General features: G+C 44.5%; 15 protein-coding genes and 1 tRNA gene. 6 read left to right on the plus strand and 10 right to left on the minus strand.

The window, feature by feature from the left end:
* Positions 1-9: 9 nt before the first annotated feature.
* The 5 genes from RIG66_RS23170 to RIG66_RS23190 form a co-directional block, all read right to left on the minus strand.
* The gene (locus tag RIG66_RS23170) at positions 10-378 is read right to left on the minus strand and encodes a DUF760 domain-containing protein (RefSeq protein ID WP_446381063.1); all 369 of its coding nucleotides are present in this window, start codon (positions 376-378) and stop codon (positions 10-12) included.
* A gap of 149 nt (positions 379-527) precedes the next feature.
* The gene (gene scpB, locus RIG66_RS23175; protein WP_446381064.1) at positions 528-1,019 is read right to left on the minus strand and encodes an SMC-Scp complex subunit ScpB; all 492 of its coding nucleotides are present in this window, start codon (positions 1,017-1,019) and stop codon (positions 528-530) included.
* Between the two features lie 216 nt (positions 1,020-1,235).
* Positions 1,236-2,111: an ABC transporter ATP-binding protein gene (locus RIG66_RS23180; protein WP_446381065.1), complete on the minus strand. Its 876-nt coding sequence runs from the start codon at positions 2,109-2,111 to the stop codon at positions 1,236-1,238.
* 120 nt (positions 2,112-2,231) lie between these two features.
* Entirely contained in the window at positions 2,232-2,588 is a 357-nt protein-coding gene (locus RIG66_RS23185; RefSeq protein WP_446381066.1) for a HepT-like ribonuclease domain-containing protein, read from the minus strand.
* On the minus strand, positions 2,557-2,868 hold the full coding sequence (locus RIG66_RS23190) for a nucleotidyltransferase family protein (RefSeq protein ID WP_446381067.1): 312 nt from the start codon (positions 2,866-2,868) through the stop codon (positions 2,557-2,559). The genes RIG66_RS23185 and RIG66_RS23190 overlap by 32 nt, the downstream gene beginning before the upstream one ends.
* 161 nt (positions 2,869-3,029) lie before the next feature.
* On the opposite strand from RIG66_RS23190, the gene RIG66_RS23195 reads away from it, so the two are divergent.
* Positions 3,030-3,716 (plus strand): class I SAM-dependent methyltransferase, encoded by a 687-nt coding sequence (locus RIG66_RS23195; RefSeq protein WP_446381068.1) that lies wholly within the window; start codon positions 3,030-3,032, stop codon positions 3,714-3,716.
* A 152-nt stretch (positions 3,717-3,868) separates the two neighbouring features.
* On the plus strand, positions 3,869-4,366 hold the full coding sequence (locus RIG66_RS23200) for a rhodanese-like domain-containing protein (RefSeq protein ID WP_446381069.1): 498 nt from the start codon (positions 3,869-3,871) through the stop codon (positions 4,364-4,366).
* A gap of 416 nt (positions 4,367-4,782) precedes the next feature.
* Here the strand turns inward: RIG66_RS23200 and RIG66_RS23205 are convergent, their stop codons facing one another.
* Positions 4,783-6,726 (minus strand): DUF3370 family protein, encoded by a 1,944-nt coding sequence (locus tag RIG66_RS23205; protein ID WP_446381130.1) that lies wholly within the window; start codon positions 6,724-6,726, stop codon positions 4,783-4,785.
* Between the two features lie 248 nt (positions 6,727-6,974).
* Here RIG66_RS23205 and RIG66_RS23210 point away from each other — a divergent pair.
* From RIG66_RS23210 to gltX, 3 genes are all read left to right on the plus strand, one after another.
* Positions 6,975-7,048: transfer RNA gene (locus RIG66_RS23210), tRNA-Asp, on the plus strand.
* 225 nt (positions 7,049-7,273) lie between these two features.
* Positions 7,274-8,035, plus strand: coding sequence for a hypothetical protein (locus RIG66_RS23215; protein ID WP_446381070.1), 762 nt, complete (start codon positions 7,274-7,276; stop codon positions 8,033-8,035).
* A gap of 195 nt (positions 8,036-8,230) precedes the next feature.
* On the plus strand, positions 8,231-9,676 hold the full coding sequence (gene gltX / locus RIG66_RS23220; protein ID WP_446381071.1) for a glutamate--tRNA ligase: 1,446 nt from the start codon (positions 8,231-8,233) through the stop codon (positions 9,674-9,676).
* Positions 9,677-9,765: 89 nt separating this feature from the next.
* Here gltX and RIG66_RS23225 read toward each other — a convergent pair whose 3' ends face one another.
* Positions 9,766-13,149 carry an ATP-binding protein gene (locus RIG66_RS23225; RefSeq protein ID WP_446381072.1) on the minus strand — a complete coding sequence of 1,128 codons (3,384 nt, stop codon included), beginning with the start codon at positions 13,147-13,149 and terminating at the stop codon, positions 9,766-9,768.
* A 322-nt stretch (positions 13,150-13,471) separates the two neighbouring features.
* Here RIG66_RS23225 and dacB point away from each other — a divergent pair, with 322 nt between their 5' ends.
* Positions 13,472-15,019 carry a D-alanyl-D-alanine carboxypeptidase/D-alanyl-D-alanine endopeptidase gene (gene dacB, locus RIG66_RS23230; protein WP_446381073.1) on the plus strand — a complete coding sequence of 516 codons (1,548 nt, stop codon included), beginning with the start codon at positions 13,472-13,474 and terminating at the stop codon, positions 15,017-15,019.
* Between the two features lie 118 nt (positions 15,020-15,137).
* Here dacB and RIG66_RS23235 read toward each other — a convergent pair whose 3' ends face one another.
* The 3 genes from RIG66_RS23235 to RIG66_RS23245 all read right to left on the minus strand — a co-directional run bounded on the left by RIG66_RS23235 (position 15,138) and on the right by RIG66_RS23245 (position 16,792).
* Positions 15,138-15,575: a class I SAM-dependent methyltransferase gene (locus RIG66_RS23235; RefSeq protein ID WP_446381074.1), complete on the minus strand. Its 438-nt coding sequence runs from the start codon at positions 15,573-15,575 to the stop codon at positions 15,138-15,140.
* Positions 15,576-15,611: 36 nt separating this feature from the next.
* A complete protein-coding gene (locus RIG66_RS23240; RefSeq protein ID WP_446381075.1) occupies positions 15,612-15,779 on the minus strand; it encodes a hypothetical protein in 168 nt (55 codons plus the stop codon).
* A 347-nt stretch (positions 15,780-16,126) separates the two neighbouring features.
* Positions 16,127-16,792 carry a hypothetical protein gene (locus RIG66_RS23245; protein ID WP_446381076.1) on the minus strand — a complete coding sequence of 222 codons (666 nt, stop codon included), beginning with the start codon at positions 16,790-16,792 and terminating at the stop codon, positions 16,127-16,129.
* Between the last annotated feature and the right edge of the window lie 487 nt (positions 16,793-17,279).

The raw sequence follows: 17,279 nt of genomic DNA on the forward strand, positions 1-17,279 counted from the left end.
TGAATGAGTTTAGAAGGAAGAACCGTTAGAGTGGTCGTTGTAACGGGATTGCCCATGCCAATTCATGGTGTCAGTCATATTATCTTCTAGTTCCATGCGTTGTTCCATGCGACGCAGAAAATAGCCCGTCATCATCGCCGAAGCCAACAATCCAGCTAAGTTTTCGCGATCTGTGGTAACTTGTACATTGAAACTCTCAGATGGAAGCATGCCCACCAGTCCTTGGACATTCTGGGAAATGATTTGCTGAATTTCCGGGCTGGCAGATTTGGCAACCTGGGACAGCACATCGGGGGATTGGTGTTGGAGATAGTTCAGGAGTTGGTTGGTTGCGTCATCTTCAGGGGGAGAATTGAGGAAGTCAGAGTTAAATACCATTAGAAATTAAAAGATGTGACTTACTTGTTTCTACTCTAAACGATTGTACTAGCTACCGACTTGGTGCTTTGGTTCAACAGTCCTAGTTCTTAAGGAAGAAATTCAGGATTGTCCTTGGGGCTGAAGGATAAGATCAGATGAAGTGGTGCTTAGGATTGAGAGGATGTGCGTAGGGACGGTAGGAGGTTATCGAGTTCAAAGTGTTGATGAAATTTATTGGTGACTTGCAACCAGTAGGAACGACCATCAGTTTGTCGGCGTCTGCTGACAAATCCGAGGGAGATGAGTTCTTGAACATGTTGATACGCACCACTACCGCGTAAGTCGATCAGTTCAGTTTGAGCAATAGGTTGTTTGATTGCGATCGCCGCTAAGGTTCTCAATGCTCCTACACCTAATTCAGCAGGCACTAGACTTTGCATTAACGTAGCAAATGAAGCCCGTAACTGCAAGCTATAGCCCTTTGGTGTCTCGACGACTTCTAGGGCGCTGTCTCGATAGGCATAGTCTGACATCAGTTCAATTAAAGCATCTTCTGCCGCCGAGCGATCGCATCTGGCACACTCAGCAATTTCCGCCAGGGACAAGGGTTTGCCCTTTAAGTATAGAATCGCTTCAATTTGGGTCGCTAGACGAGGCATTGGGGATTGGGGACGTTTTGAGTGTTGAATGTGTAGGGGCGGGTTTAGGGAATTCGCTCAAGCTGTTGACGATAACTTGGGTTCAAAACCCGCCCTCTTATTGAGTTGTGAGTGTGTAGGGACGGGTTTTACTCAAACCACTAACTTAACGAAACCCGCCCCGACCAAGTCCGAGAATTTTGAGTGATTAGGGATTGGCAAGTACCGAAATGCTCATCAATCGAGTTGTCGTCCCGTCAGTTCCACAAAGATATCTTCTAAATTTGAGGGACGAACCATCATACCTGTTTTATCCGGTAAGCTGTCAAGATAGGCATTGGCATCATCTAGAGTGGGAAAGAACTTATACTCGAAGCGATCGCCAATTTGTTTCATCAGTAACCCTTCACCATGGTTAGCTTTCAGTTGTTGCAAGGTTCCCAGCTCAATTAGCTTACCACAGTCCATAATACCGATGCGTCCCGGCTGACTTGTCCCATAGGCATCACACAACACCTCCACCTCGTCCATGTAATGCGTCGTCAGCAGCATAGTCATCCCTTGGCGGTTTAAATCGCGAATAATCTCCCACAGGCGACGACGGGTTTGGGGATCAAGTCCCACCGTGGGTTCATCTAAAAATAGAATTTTGGGTTGGTGGAGTAGCGCCCTAGCAATTTGCAGGCGACGCTTCATCCCACCTGATAGGGTTTTGACGGGCGAATCCCGCCTTTGGGCTAATTCTACGTACTCCAACCACTGGTTAATCAGGGTTTGCCGTCGGGGATTGGAAATGTGGTGCAAACGTCCGTGGAGTTCCATATTCTCCCAAACGGTCAGATCGTTATCAACACTGGTTTGTTGCAACACAACACCGATATTTTGCTTGACCTCAGCCGGTTGACGCACCACATTGTAACCCGCAATCTCAATTTGCCCTTCAGTGGGTCTGGTTAAAGTGGTTAACATGCGAATCGTCGTCGATTTCCCCGCACCGTTGGGACCGAGTAGACCAAATATCTCTCCCGATTCGATAGTGAAGGAGAGGTCATTAACCACAGGAATTTTATCGTAGGTTTTTTGGACGTGTTGGACACAAACAGCAGAGGGCATTCGGTCTGACTCATAGTAGGACAACTTTACATTTGATCATATCTTGGCAGTCATCGTGGTGAGAGCGATTTCTTAACAGGGAACGAGAAACAAGAAGATATAAGGTTTTATTTAGCCGAGCTATGGATACTCCTGCTCGATAATTTTTCGGATTTCCGTATCTAACTCAGGAACTTTGCTGGTAACAACGTCCCATACAATATCGTAATCAACGCCGAAGTAGTTATGGATTAAGCGGTCACGCATTCCCGCGATCGCACGCCATTCAATTGTGGTATAGTTCTGACGTAGTGTATCAGGTAGTTGTTTAACCGCTTCGCCAATTACTTCAAGGCTACGAACATAAGCCCGTTTCAAGGTTTCGTCTTGCACAAAAGTAGTTTTATCCAGACCCCTAGAGCTTGTGATAATGTAGGTGGTTTTGTCGAGGATATGCTGTAAATACTCACGCGCTGAAACAGACAGACTCAACCTCATCTAGAATACGCGAACCGATGTAAGGACTTAACGACTCGATAGTAATCAGGTCAACGGCTCTACCAAATAGATCTTCTAGAAAAAAAGACAAGTGCATAAAGTTATCAAAAGTTTTCTGGTCTGGCTCAAATACCACCAGAATATCAACATCGCTTTTGTCGTGGATTGCATCACGAATAAATGAACCAAAAACTCCACACTGTTTTACTCCAAAACGCCGTAGCTCTTGTTGCTGTTCATGCAATATAGAGAATACTTGAGATTTTGTTTTTACAGGCATAGTTTCCTGAAACTAACAGACCTGCTGTTGAGTCTATCACAGCGCTACAGTGGCAGGATTGGGTTCATACCTTAACCTGGCTGGCGTCATCGCCGCTAAGAAACAAGGTGAAGGCTAACTTGCTACCATGAAAGTTCCCTAATTGTGAATGGTGAATCGTTATGGTCTTAAAAATACAACCCTGTCCAAACTGGTATAAACAGTTATTTGCTTGGGGAATGGCGAAAGCCAACGCAGCCGATGAAAATGCTATTCAATTAGCAAATTGCAGTAGCAATTCTACCCTAGCTCAACTCAAGCAGGCTTTATTTGCCGACTTGCAGGGGAAAGTTGTAGAAATTGGACCAGGCGCTGGGGCGAATTTGGCGTATTATCCCACTGACATTCATTGGATAGGCGTTGAACCAAATCCCTTTATGCATTCCTACCTAGAACAGGAAGCCGAACAGGTTGGGTTGAACCGGATTGATATAAAAAGTGGGTCGGCTGAACGGATTGATGTTGAGGATAATAGTGTGGATGCTGTTGTCAGTACCTACGTCCTCTGTTCCGTCAGCAATCTTACCAAAACGGTGCAAGAAATCCGGCGAGTTCTTAAGCCAGGGGGTCGCTTTTTATTTGTTGAACATGTGGCGGCTGAATGTGGCAGTTGGCAACGGCGGATTCAAGGTAGCATTGAGCCGATTTGGAAAACGGTGTTTGATGGGTGTCATCCAAATCGGGAAACAGGGCTGGCGTTAGAAAAGGCTGGATTTGAAAACCTAAATTATCAACAGTTTCAGGTTTATTTTCCAATTGTTAGCCCTCATATTTCTGGAGTGGCTACTAAAAGTAGAGATGTGTCATAACAGGAATTTTGCAAAAGCCAGTCTGGTTCGCTTGTTGCCAAATAGGGGTGGACACGAGAATTGGGAGCCAAGAAATAAATTTCTGGCTCAAAGCTCAAGTAAGCTAAAGCTTACTGAATAAGTATTTTAAACCGTTGGAGAAAGGAAAAAGAATGATGAAAATCAAAAAAATGATATCAGGATTACTCCTGGGATTCTTACTGGTTTTAATGCTGTTGAGTGGTGTATTCGTTCCTAAATCTTCCCTAGCTGCCGTAGACTCTAAGGTGACGAGTCCACCTAGCGCAGAAGTCTATACAGCAGTGGATCAGTTGCTGAATTCGCTACCACGAGATTACTACACAGTGATGCCAGTGAAGCAGTTGAAAAACAAGTTAAAAAAGGAGAAAGATGTAGTATTAGTGGATGTGCGACAACCGTCGGAATATGCTTCAGGACACATTCCTGGTGCTATTAATATTCCCGTGCGATCGCTCACCAAAAATTTGGATAAAATTCCCACGAATAAACCTGTAATTTTATACTGTTCGAGTGGGCATCGCACGGCAATTGGCATGACGGCGTTGCGGTTGTTAGGGTACACGAATGTTCGCAGTTTTCCTCCCAGTATTAATGGCTGGAAGGCGGCTGGCGAACCGTTGGAAAAATAAGCCTGTTTAATTCTTTGAATTACCCTGATAGGAATAAGAAGTATCTTAGACTACGGGAGACAGGGATCTGCCGTAGTCATTCCCTTCCCAGAGTCAGCAAGGCGAAAGAAAGCAGATACACCCTGCCTTATTCAAGACCCTATATGTAATGCAGATGACCCTCTAAACCTTTGACGAAATAACGGCTCATTTTGTGTCATTGGTGGCAATAAATTTTAAAAGGAATGGTACGCTTAAGCCTGGTTTGTCGTTGCACTTTATACCCAGTTGCAGTCTGAGGTAAAATTTGTCATGATGAGCGAAATGCCGCTACTAGGGCAGGTTCTGCCTCGCCAAAAGTATTCTCTTCTCAAAGCCTGGGAATGAGGCTAACTCTCCTCTACCCAGCTTGGGATAGGGGCTGGGGGTGAGGGCTGTTACCTCGCCAATGTCTTCACCGTCAACACCTGCGGCGGTGTGGAATCGGGTGGATAAATAAATTCGACGTTTACCTTTCGCTGTTCCCCTGGCGCTAAATTTAACGTAACTAAGGGATCAGACGGTTGTCCCCGACGCTGAACTAAATGCACATAGCGTGTCTGATTTTTCCCTTGATTATCTTCATAACTGACCCGAACCGTTCCCCTAAAAAACACCTGGTCAACGGTTGGATTCAAAAACAGTAATTTATCTGACCCTGCCTCATCTTTTAACGGTGTTTGCATCGATACCGTTACCGTTTGCGATTGACTGGTTGTATTTTTAAGAGGTAACGTTAGATTATATTCAACGCCATAATTACTATGAGCATAATACGCCGTATCCGGATAACGGGCTAACATCGGCGCACTTTGAATTTGACCTGTATTCAACGTAATCAAATGGAGTGTTCCTAAAACATAGGAAAATGCCTCACCGGGTTGGGGAATTCTTAGACTATAGGATTCTAAAGTATCCGTAATCTCTGCTAACCATTGTGTCCCTTGGGACACCCCGGCAACTCGTCCAAATACCGTCGGTTCTCTAGGCGGGTCAAGGGGGGTTGGCTTAAGATTACGGGGTTTGGCTAATTCCCCTTCGACTAATAAGGTTTGCCATTCAGCTAATGTCGGGGCGCGGTATGTACCATTCGAGTTTTGCGCTGCTTTCATGGCTAAATTGGCAACATAAACTGAACCATTACTGCTTAACCGCATCATCGTGGAACGCCCATTCGATGCAGGTGCGCGTCGGATAGGAATCGGCTGATTCATCAACAGTTGAGTTTGCCCTGCTGCTAAGACTATTTGTTCTGGAAACCCGTCCTGACGAATCCCCCGCAGTACATCATTCATCGTGCGACTACCGGGTCCCGAATAAATCTGACCATTGGGATTATCCACTATATCCGGTAAGTCAATAAATGGGGCATCGGGAGTACTTAAATAACTCGCCGCTTGCAAAACCTCAACCGTTACGGGTTTATCGGTAGGATTGTGCAGCAGTAATCCCTGATAAAGGGGACGAGTTTCTGCTTGAGTTTCTGCCCTAGCGATATGATGGGTAAAAATATCGAAACGCCCTTGAAAGGGAAAGTTCAGATGGGCAGAAGCAATGCGTTTTCCGGTTGAGGAAAACGTGGATAACAAAATTCCTTCGCTTCTGACTAATTCGGGATAATTACTATTAAATGTGGGAACAGAATTTAGTCCTCCGGGTAATGTCCGCACCTGTTGAGGATGAATTTCAACCCCAGCTATATACTCAGGCGGAACTGCATAAATATTTAACGCCCGACACAATAACGCCGCAACTTCGCCCCGCGTCGCCCGTTGATTGGGGCGAAGCTGTTTCACTGTGGGATAATTCACCACCAGAGTATTCACCGCCGCCGCCGCGATCGCATTCCTGGCGTATCCTGGAATACCAGAGGCATCTTGGAAATACTGTCCCACGGTTGCCGATGGATTACTGGGAATGCTGTAATTCTTCGCCCCCGCTAATACCCCAATCGCCTGCACACGGGGAATCGGTTGACTGGGTTGAAAAATCCGCCCCGGATAACCCGCGAAAAATTCCCGTTGATAAGCGTCTTGAATTGCCCGATATGCCCAGTGACGCTGTGGTACATCTGTAAACGTAATCCCACTGCGTTTAACTTCGGCGTCGGGAAACGCATTCAGCATCAACACCGCAAATTCTGCCCGGGTAATCGAACCATTGGGGCGAAACGTGCCATCCGGGTAACCCGTGACTAGGTTTCGAGATGCCATCTGGTTAATGCAATCCTTTGCCCAATGGCTTTGGATATCGGGGAATGCAGTAGCCTCGGTGGTAATCAGGCTACCACAGAAGGCAAGGAGAATGGATGGAGAGATAGAGACGTTGAAACCTCTAGGCATGAAATAGGCGTTCTGGGTTAATTTACCGTTGTTGAAACATTTTTGGCAGAATTTGTTTCTGCAATTGGTCATTTGTCATTCGTCATTTGTCATTCGTCATATCTCCCCCTGCTTCCCTTGCTTCCCCTGCTTCCCCTGCTTTCCCTGCTTCCCCTACACCCCCTCTCTAACCCCAAGAAAAAATTTTTTTCGGAACTGGCTTGACAAATCCATAGATCTTCGTAATAATGGAATTCGGCTCGGAAATTGGGACTGTAGTTCAATTGGTTAGAGCACCGCCCTGTCACGGCGGAAGTTGCGGGTTCGAGCCCCGTCAGTCCCGTAAAATGCTTAAAGAATTTAGGTCTAGTTGGGACAGAATGCAATGCCTACTCACTCAACCGCTACTGGGTGAGTTCTATTCGCAGTGACGTACTCCCACAGTCAACCAAAGATTAGACTGTGGGCTTCTCCTCCGAGATTTTGACTTCCCAGATTCGTGTTTTATACTGAATTACAATGTTCCAATACAATAATTTTCGATAAATTATAGGATACTCAAGGTGTCATGTTGCCATTCACGGGTTATGACTCAAGCACTTACCAAATTTTCCATGAATATCTTCAACGGTATTTTTCGGGTGCATTACCTATGGAAGATTACATGAAAAAAACTTTCCATTGTTTAAAAGCCCTGGGTTTTGAAGATGAAAATACAATGGGACTGGCAGCACTCTGTCGGGACGAAATTACTGATCCGTTACTTAATGAAGTCGTTAAATACTGGGGAAAAACCTTTAATTGTTGTAGTCTTGCTGGGTTCGTGATGATGGGAAAAACGGGTTTAGCCGCCGCAACCAACCACGTTCCGATTTTCGACGGAATACGCCGCTTTACGTTTTTAGCCATGCCTCATATTGCGATTTCTAGAGACGGAGAAATTGGCAAGGTTTATCGAGAAGGCATCCACAAGGCGTCTCATGCCTGTGGTGCATTAGAAGCGATTGTCAACGAGTTAGAATCAGGACGTATTAACCTGAAAATGGATATCGAGGATCTGGAACAATCTATTATCCGACAAAAAATACTGTCCACTATAAATTATGGAGACAAACCGAATTTAGTTGAGATGACTAAGTTGGCTTGTCAGATTATTTCTGATGATGTAGAAACCCTCCTGCATCCCTTAGATTCTTCTATATTTAAGTATGCGGTGATGACGGGTATTCAAATTCATGGTCCTATGGATACGAACTGGATCTATCCTCATAATTTTTATGTGGTAGGTGCAGATTTACCAGGAGGCAAAAAGTTTATTGAAGTGGTTTGAAAAAAAATTCGGGGATGGGTGAGGGAGTGTTTAGCACCTGATAATTAGCAAAGGTGGGTGATTCTTCCTACTTTATCCATGGGTAAATCACGTTAAGAACAGGCTCAAGTCAGCGCCAACGACAACTGAGCGCTGTTCTACGCTACAATGAATAGCTGGAAAATACTTAGCCAACCCTAACCAGAGATTGATCTTGTGACTGTTAGAGTCCGCATTGCACCGTCTCCCACCGGAAATTTACACATCGGTACCGCCAGAACCGCCGTATTTAACTGGTTATTCGCCCGACACCACGGGGGTCAGTTTATTCTACGCATCGAAGATACCGACCAGACGCGATCGCGTCCCGAATATACCCAGAATATATTGGATGGACTCACCTGGTTAGGACTCAACTGGGATGAAGAACCAGTTTTTCAATCGAAACGGTTTGACCTTTATCACCATACGATTCAAACCCTTTTAGATAACGGGTTAGCCTATTACTGTTACACCACAGAAGACGAACTCAAGGCACTCCGGGACGCCCAAAAAGCCCGGAAAGAAGCCCCTCGCTACGATAACCGTCACCGCAATCTCACCCCCGAACAACGCAGCACGTTTGAAGCGGAGGGACGACAACCCGTGATTCGGTTTAAGATTGACGATAATCGCCAGATTGTCTGGAATGACCTGGTGCGCGGTAAACTCACCTGGAAAGGGAGTGATTTAGGGGGGGATATGGTAATTGCCCGCGCTGCATCCCAAGGTGAAATTGGTCAGCCTCTCTACAATCTAGCGGTAGTGGTTGATGACATAGATATGAAAATCACTCATGTCATCCGAGGGGAAGACCATATTGCCAATACTGCCAAACAGATATTACTGTATGAAGCCCTCGGCGCAACCGTACCCGAATTTGCTCACACCCCGTTAATTCTTAATCCCCAGGGACAAAAACTGTCTAAACGCGATGGCGTAACCTCGATTTCTGAGTTTCAGAATATGGGGTTTGTACCAGAAGCCATGGCAAATTATATGACGTTACTGGGTTGGTCGCCACCGGATTCAACCCAGGAAATTTTCACCCTAGACGAAGCCGCCCAACAGTTTAGTTTTGATCGGGTGAATAAAGCGGGAGCAAAATTTGACTGGGATAAACTGGATTGGCTCAATAGTCAATATCTGCACAAAAAATCACCATCAGAATTAGTCGAGTTACTGATTCCCTATTGGCAAGAAGCTGGGTATGAGATTAACCCGGAAAATAATCGCCCTTGGTTAGAACGATTAGCAGCTGTGATTGGTCCGAGTCTGACGCGCTTACCGGATGCGGTGGAGATGACGCGGCTGTTCTTTACCGACTCGGTTGAGTTGACCCCAGATGCAATTGAGCAACTTAAAAAAGAAGGGGCTACAGATGTACTGAACGCGGTTTTGGACGCATTAGACAATACGCCGGAATTCAGTCCAGAAACCGCAGGACAAATCATCAAACAGGTAACAAAACAGCAAAAAGTTAAGAAAGGGTTAGTCATGCGATCGCTGCGTGCTGGACTCACGGGTGATGTCCATGGTCCTGATCTAATGGAGTCTTGGGTATTATTACACCAGAAAGAACAAGATAAACCCCGTTTACAGCAAGCTTTGAGTCAAGTGTGATCGTATTTAAAATTGAATTATGTCGGGATAGCCTCTGTTGAGGTTGGGGTCAAAACATTCTATAGTTTGGTATATTTTGACCCCTTTTTTCATATCTTTGTGAGAAAGCCGGGTAAACTCTTGTTTAGATAAAAAACAGCCGCTTTGTCCTGAGGATTAATTGTCACGATTTCCTGAAAAATACGTTTTGCCTCTGCAAATCTTTGTTGATAAAAAAGTAGAACACCTTGTTCAAATAAGGTTTTTGTTTGTCTCTTTAAACGCTGACTATTCGGAGAATCTCCATCAAAGACTTCAAAAACGGCTACGGCTAATTTTCTTCCCTCTACGGTAACCCGCTCTAGGAATCGATAGTTGTAGTTTTGAAAGTCTTCCAGTTTAAATAAGGTTTGTCCACTAACCAGAATATTCGCACCATAAACCTTGGTCAACCCTTCCAAACGAGATGCCAGATTGACAGCATCCGCTATCACAGTACTTTCCATCCGTTCCCGTTCGCCAATCGTCCCCAGCATTAAACTTCCAGTGTGTAAGCCAATACCAATGGCAATTGGAACATCACCCTGTTGCTGCCGATACTCATTGTAGCGGGTAACTTGGTGTTGCATCGCAATCGCACCCCGAACCGCATCATCTGCTGATTCTGGGAAAAGTGCCATAACCGCATCGCCAATGTATTTATCAATAAAGCCACGGTTTTCTCGAATCACTGGACTGACTCGACTCAAATAATCATTAATGAAGTTAAAGTTATCCTGGGGAGACATGGCTTCTGATAGGCTGGTAAATGAGCGAATATCAGAGAACATAATGGTCATTTCTTTCTGAATGTGGTCTCCCAATTGGACATCCACAATACTTTCATGACCCAGAAAGCGCAGAAAGTCATGGGGAACAAACCGACCATAGGCTTTGTTAATTTGAGTTAAACGAATATGGGTTTTGATTCTCGCAAGTAATTCTGATTTAGAAAATGGTTTGATTAAATAATCATTAGCACCGGACATAAAACCTTCTACTAAATCAGTCGGTCTATTTTTTGCCGTTAACATCACAATCGGTAATTCACTCGCCAAAAAATTGACTCTAAGCCTCTGACATACTTCATACCCAGTCATCCTGGGCATCATCACATCTAATAGAATTAAATCTGGTTTAAACCCACTCTCAATAATTTCTAAAGACTCTAAACCATTGGTCGCGTACATCAAGGAATAGTTGGCTAAAGAGAGTTGATTCTCTAAAACCTTAAGATTAATTGGTTCATCATCAACCACCAGAATTTTAAACGATTCTAGTGAACAGACTTGAGTTTCTAACGGAGTTAGGTCGTCTTCGTTTTCGTCTTCATCAATCAATGGATATTGAACTAGGACTGGAGAGTGTGAGGCTGGAGAAAAATCCTGCCTTGGCTGAGTGGAAAGCGGTAAGGAAAAGCGAAACTGTGAACCGACACCCACTGTGGATGTCACCCGAATTGTTCCCCCTTGCAACTCCACTAATTTTTTAGTTACGGCTAAACCTAAACCCGTACCGCCGTATTTGCGACTGGTCGAGCCATCGGCTTGTTCAAATGATTCAAAAATTTTCTCTAATTTATTCTCTGGTATCCCAATACCCGTGTCAGCGACGATAATGTTAGCCTGTTGGGATTCTGCTGGAGTATTGTCAATGTTCATACTCATAGAATCGCGGTTTTTCACCTGTGCTGACACCTCTATTGTCCCTTGTTCTGTAAACTTGATAGCATTGCCAATTAAGTTGTAAAAAATCTGTTGTAACCGATTTTCATCGGCATGAAGCAATGGAAAATCAGGAGGGATTGAATTAATTAACTGTAAAGGTTTTTTGCTAACCAGTGGCTGAGACGTATTCAATACAACATCAACGATGGCTCGCAAGCCGACGGGCTTAATTTGTAATTCTAGGTTGTGATGTTTGAGTTTCGAGAAATCCAGGATATCATTGACCAGATTGGACAATCGTCTGCCACTTGAGGTAATCATGGCGAGATTTTCTTGGACTTTCGTTGGTAATTGTCCGGCTGCGCCGTCTATTAAAGATTCAGCAATGCCAATAATGCCATTTAGGGGTGTGCGGAGTTCGTGGGATGTATTGGCTAAAAATTCGTCTTTGAGTTGGTCGAGATGCTGTAATTCAGTATTTTTACGCTCTAAAGCCACAAAGGATTCTTGTAACTGAAGCGCCATGCGATTAAACGCTTTCGCCAGCACTCCCACCTCATCAGAACGGTCTAGGTTTACAGTCTGGTCAAAATTCTCTTCTGACAACGCCGTAGCTGCGGCTTTGAGTTGCATAATGGGTTGGGCAATCCAACGACTGGTTAACAATCCGGCTGAGGTGGCTACGAGTAATGCAGCGATACAGAGTAATAGGGTTGTGCGAGTATTGGCATAAATTTGTTCCATGAAATCAGCTTCTGGAACCACGACAACAATCAGCCAATCTAAACCAAATTCGTCTTGAAAGGGGTGGACTTGAACAAAGTGTCGCCGACCTTCAAGCCTAAAGTCAAGTTGTTGACTACGACTAATCTGGTTTAAATTACCAAAGTAGTCGATTAAATAGTGGGCAGTCGAACGGATTAAGGGTTCATTTGATTCCCTGGCTCGTAATCGCGTGATCTCTTTATCCGTTTTTTTAAAGGGTGTTTTGGCGGTCGAACTCGCCACTAACAGTCCAGAACGTTCCATAATAAAGGTTTCACCAGAACGACCAATTTCTAGATGGCGCAAGAACTCGCTAACGTGGGAAATGTTTAAATCAACAGACAAAACACCTTGAACTTTTCCAGTCTGGTCGTAAAAGGGTTCAACAAAGGGAATTCCCAAGGTCGGATAAGCCGCATAAGCGTAGATTTCTCCCCAGATTGGCTGACCCGCTTGCACAGCATTTTTGTACCAGGGTCGGACTCTGGTGTCGTGGTGATCCTGAACGCTAATCAGTTCTAAACGCTGACCTTGATGATTGGTTGAGTAAATTTTGTAGTCCCCGGCGACAAAATTATCAGTGGCTTCAATAATCAAACTACCATCATCCAGGCGACCCGCTGACGCCAATCCACCTTGTTCATTGCCAAAGTAAATGTAGCTAACTGTATCAAAAACTTGAACTTGGTTCCAAAAGTAATGTTCTAGAGACGCTTGGTTGTCTAAACGTAATAAATTGCTGCGAATTGCCCGGGCTGTGATTTGATTGATTAGGCTGGGAATGGTAAAGTAGTTGGCGAGTTTTTGCTCAATGCGATCGCTAATTTCCTCTTGCAACTGTCCGGCGAGATCTTCTACTGCCTTTTGACCATTTTTAAAGGAAAGATAGCCAACAAGCCCGACGGCTGTAAAAATTTGCAGGACAAAGGGGACAACCAAAATAACGCGAAGCGGTATTTTTCCTGAAATCTTCAAAATGGAATGGCTTAGGGATTGCAATACCATAGTCCATAATCCCGTCATGAAGGTTAATCTTTAGTATAAGGCGACAGAGGAGCGTCACCCTGGTTTTTGGTTTACTCAATCCATCATCGGGGGTAATTAACAAGGTTTTTAAGTCAGTTGAGCTATGATTCGGGGGTAACAGATTTGCCCTGATTACCCAGTTTGTATGCATCAGTGAAATGATCTTAGATTAATGGTTTTTTCCATGTTATAGTGTGACCGATCTAAAAGGGTGGAATAGATTTTACGATTCAAAGGGACGCAAGGCTTTACGCCCCTACAGCTTCCAAACCTGTACTGATTCCCTGTACAGTATCAGAGGTAGCCAAAACCTTTCCCTATGCTCAATTCCCTTTTCTCGTTCAAACCCAATCAACGTCCTTACGGCTCTAGGTTTAATCCCAAACAACTGCTGCTGTTGTTGCTGTTGGTACTTGAAGCGCAATTCGTCACCCAACCCACCCCAGTCACGGCTCAAACGGATGCGCCGACAACGGTTGAACCCTCCCCGGATACAGCGCCGACAATTTGTCCGGCTGATCTCAAAGCTTCCATCGACGCGATCGCAAATCGTCCCGAATTTGATTATGCCCGTTGGGGTATCCTGATCCAACCCCTATTCTCAGACACACCCCTATATAGTCGTGAACGCGATCGCTATTTTATCCCCGCCTCTAATCTCAAATTATTCACCACCGCCGCCGCTTTATCCCAACTCGGTGCTAATTTTCGCATTCGCACTTCTGTTTATGGCACCCCTTCAAATGGAATGATCACCCAATTACGAGTCATTGGGCGAGGTGATCCCAGTTTAAATACGGATCAGTTAAAAGACTTAGCCCAACAGCTTCAGCGTCAGGGAATTCGCCGCGTGGATCAACTGATTGTCGAAGATCGCTATTTTAGTGAACCTAAGGTTAACCCAACCTGGGAATGGTCAGATATTCAATTTTATTATGGGACTGCTGTCAATAGTTTAATCCTCAATGAAAATGCGGTCTTACTAACCTTAACTCCTCAAAACGTCGGACAACCCCTCAATGTTACTTGGGCTGATCCCATTGCGGAAAACCAATGGCAGATTGAAAATGAAACTGTTACCGCTGAAGCCGAATCACCGGAATCAATTAACATTTCTGGGGTGCTGGGTAAACCTTTATTGCGAATTCGCGGTCAATTAGCGGCGGATGCAGGACTTTGGTTAACGGCGGTGGCAATTCCTGATCCGGCGGACTATTTTCTCCAGCATTTCCGTCGGGCGTTAGCGGATTCTGGAATTCAGGTTGAACGAGGGTTGGTGACGACTGAACCGAATTTTCAAGAAGACACTGAATTAGCGGCGGTAGACTCTCCTCCCCTGAGTGAACTGATCAGCGAAACCAATCAAAACAGTAATAATCTATATGCAGAAGCCTTATTGCGATCGCTAGGTGTGACTGACAAAGAGGCGGATGAGTCAACGGCTACGGCTGGACGGGAACAGATTAGAGCGAGTTTAGCAGAATTAGGGGTTGAACCAGAATCCTATGTCCTTGCTGATGGTTCAGGATTGTCTCGCCACAATCTGGTTAGTCCCACGGCTATTGTACAAACCCTACAGGCGATCGCACGAACTCCGATGGCACAATCCTATCGCGATTCCTTAGCCGTGGCTGGGGTAGAAGGAACACTACGACAGCGCTTTCAGAATACCCCAGCCCAAGGTCGAGTGTATGCCAAAACCGGAACCATGACGGGCGTGTCAGCACTTTCTGGTTATGTGGAGGTTCCCGATTATCAGCCGTTGGTGTTTAGTATTATGGTGAATCAATCCAATCAATCAGTGAGTACCATCCGTGAGGCAATTGATGAAATTTTGGTTTTGCTGACGCGGCTACGTTCTTGTTAAAAGAGGGAATAGGGAACAGAGGATTCTAGTGCATGACGGCAAAATTTTTTGATCATTTCCCTGCAAGCTGGGGAAGCTGGAGAGGTTTTAGCTGCTCAAGTATTTCTGCCGTGCTGTATTAGTTTTCCGCCTTTTTGCGAAATATGAACTGACCATTACATAGTTCGACTAGCTTAATACCTTTTCTTTTTCTGAACTCATCGACAGCTTGTTTTACATCACCTTTCCACCAACCACCAATGCTATAGTCATCTCCTGTGATGAAACCTCCCGATTTGGTTTTCTTGAAGGATAATTTTAAATCCTTCTTAACATACTCATATAAATGGTTTCCATCAATATATATCCAGTCAAAGTATTCATCTGGGAACTGCTCAAGAATATCTGTTGAATAACCGCGATGAACCTTTACTTGTCCAGCTTGCATTTCCTGGGAAAATCTATCACAAACTGCTGAGTAAAGTTCATCCATAGTTCTTTGCCCCTCTTTAGCCCCACCACCGTACCACGCCTCTGCGTATGTGTCCGAAGTCTGATGCTCCCAAGGATCAATCAAATGTAGTTCTTTTGGGGAAATCGAGTCAATAATTTTCTAAGAAAAATTACCTGTATGGACTCCTATTTCAGCACCTATTGATTGTTTAGGTAATATTTCTAAGAGAAAACGGCGTCCACCTGGAATAGATTTTGTAGTTAGACCTAATGCCTGAGCTAACTTTTTACTTCCGGGGATTTGCTTAATCAAATTTATAAAAATCATATTTTTTTAAGGACAACTCAACCAACTGAATGAATTATAGTTAAACTCCTCGATAACGATCCCTATCGCCTACAAAACTTTACATTCTCCCCCCTATCTCATACTTTTGGTGTGACCCAACTAAAATGGTGCAATAGGAAATTAGATCAAAACCTTGTCAGGTAATGGTTGTAAGCTGTTCGGCATTCAAACCTTAATGTCAACAATGACGAAATCCTTGTAGTGAGAGCATCTTGCTCGCTACTAATACCCAATTTAAATGCATGACAGCTTAGCTTTTTTCTAAAGTCACAATTAAGGTGGGTCACGCCACTAGTGTCATTTATCTTATGTTCTTGATCCTTACTTTAGAATTTGGCTAATCGACTGGTGGCGTAAAGATCATGATATTCGGTATAAAACTTGCCACTTCTAACTTCTCGACGTATAGGTTTACCTGTCCAAATTTCCACAGATATCCAATCGCCGCTTTGTTTAAGTTGAAAACCGTCTTCACCTGGAATCAGGTCATCAAAAATAATTGACCAGTGGGGCGGTGAAATTTCCCAGGCTTGAGGCGGAATAATGCCCTCTTGTTTGCGATTTCGATCATAAATGGGGATAATCGTTTGGGGATTGAACCCAACCCGCGTCACAATTGGATTAACACAGCGACCTTCACGAGTCACAAATTCCAGAACTGCATCCCAGTCATAGATGGGTTGACAGTCTCCGACTCCAAACTCATCTTCTGGCACACAGATAGCGCCCATTAACCAGGTTAACTTGGATAGAATCCGATTGACACGCGGGCGATCGCACTCTAGCAGATTAAGTTCTACAGGACTAAACTCGCGTAGTCTAGGTGTCCATTTGGGTGTCCATAATTCAAATGATACGGTTGGATCGATAGGGACACGGGTCAGAGTCAAGTTGGGAGTGGCTTGTCGGGGTGGCAACGCTTGGAGAAATTCTGACTGAACAAACTCTGACATCCCTCGGCTTTGTACGCTAAACATAGCAGTTTGTAACATTGTCGTTTAGTTAAGAACCTCTTTATCGACTCAACAAAAAATAATAGAACTACCCTGATCAAGGTTACGCTTCAACCTGATCGTCCGTTACCCCTCTACAGAGTTAATTTGACCTTAATTCTTTATCAAAACTTTAATATCGAAGATTTGGCGATCACTCTAAGTGATCAATCCTTAAAGGTATTAGTGATTCTTTTTGTTTAAAAATGTAATATAAATCACAGACAAGGGTCTTATGTCATTTTTTATAGCAAAATGCAGAAGTCAAAAGGGGGTTCCTGAAACAGATTGGGTATTAGATCCCCCTTCCGTCCCCGTTTTGATCCCCCTTCCGTCCCCCTTCAAAAGGGGGAGACCAGATGTTGCTTCGCTTCTATTGCATGGGGAAGTCGGCGGATGCTTCGCTTTTTTTGCATGGGGAAGACGCAGGATGCTTGGCTTTTTTATCCGGTGGAGCGAACTAATAAGCCCCCCTTTTTAAGGGGGG

Origin of the sequence: Coleofasciculus sp. E2-BRE-01 (assembly GCF_040221695.1) — a bacterium.
Lineage (GTDB): Bacteria > Cyanobacteriota > Cyanobacteriia > Cyanobacteriales > Coleofasciculaceae > Coleofasciculus.

Coding starts and splice junctions, on each gene's coding strand:
- RIG66_RS23170 (WP_446381063.1), bottom strand. CDS start 378: ATGGTATTTAACTCTGACTTCCTCAATTCTCCCCCTGAAGATGACGCA.
- scpB (WP_446381064.1), bottom strand. CDS start 1,019: ATGCCTCGTCTAGCGACCCAAATTGAAGCGATTCTATACTTAAAGGGC.
- RIG66_RS23180 (WP_446381065.1), bottom strand. CDS start 2,111: ATGCCCTCTGCTGTTTGTGTCCAACACGTCCAAAAAACCTACGATAAA.
- RIG66_RS23185 (WP_446381066.1), bottom strand. CDS start 2,588: ATGAGGTTGAGTCTGTCTGTTTCAGCGCGTGAGTATTTACAGCATATC.
- RIG66_RS23190 (WP_446381067.1), bottom strand. CDS start 2,868: ATGCCTGTAAAAACAAAATCTCAAGTATTCTCTATATTGCATGAACAG.
- RIG66_RS23195 (WP_446381068.1), top strand. CDS start 3,030: ATGGTCTTAAAAATACAACCCTGTCCAAACTGGTATAAACAGTTATTT.
- RIG66_RS23200 (WP_446381069.1), top strand. CDS start 3,869: ATGATGAAAATCAAAAAAATGATATCAGGATTACTCCTGGGATTCTTA.
- RIG66_RS23205 (WP_446381130.1), bottom strand. CDS start 6,726: ATGCCTAGAGGTTTCAACGTCTCTATCTCTCCATCCATTCTCCTTGCC.
- RIG66_RS23215 (WP_446381070.1), top strand. CDS start 7,274: ATGTTGCCATTCACGGGTTATGACTCAAGCACTTACCAAATTTTCCAT.
- RIG66_RS23225 (WP_446381072.1), bottom strand. CDS start 13,149: ATGACGGGATTATGGACTATGGTATTGCAATCCCTAAGCCATTCCATT.
- dacB (WP_446381073.1), top strand. CDS start 13,472: ATGCTCAATTCCCTTTTCTCGTTCAAACCCAATCAACGTCCTTACGGC.
- RIG66_RS23240 (WP_446381075.1), bottom strand. CDS start 15,779: ATGATTTTTATAAATTTGATTAAGCAAATCCCCGGAAGTAAAAAGTTA.
- RIG66_RS23245 (WP_446381076.1), bottom strand. CDS start 16,792: ATGTTACAAACTGCTATGTTTAGCGTACAAAGCCGAGGGATGTCAGAG.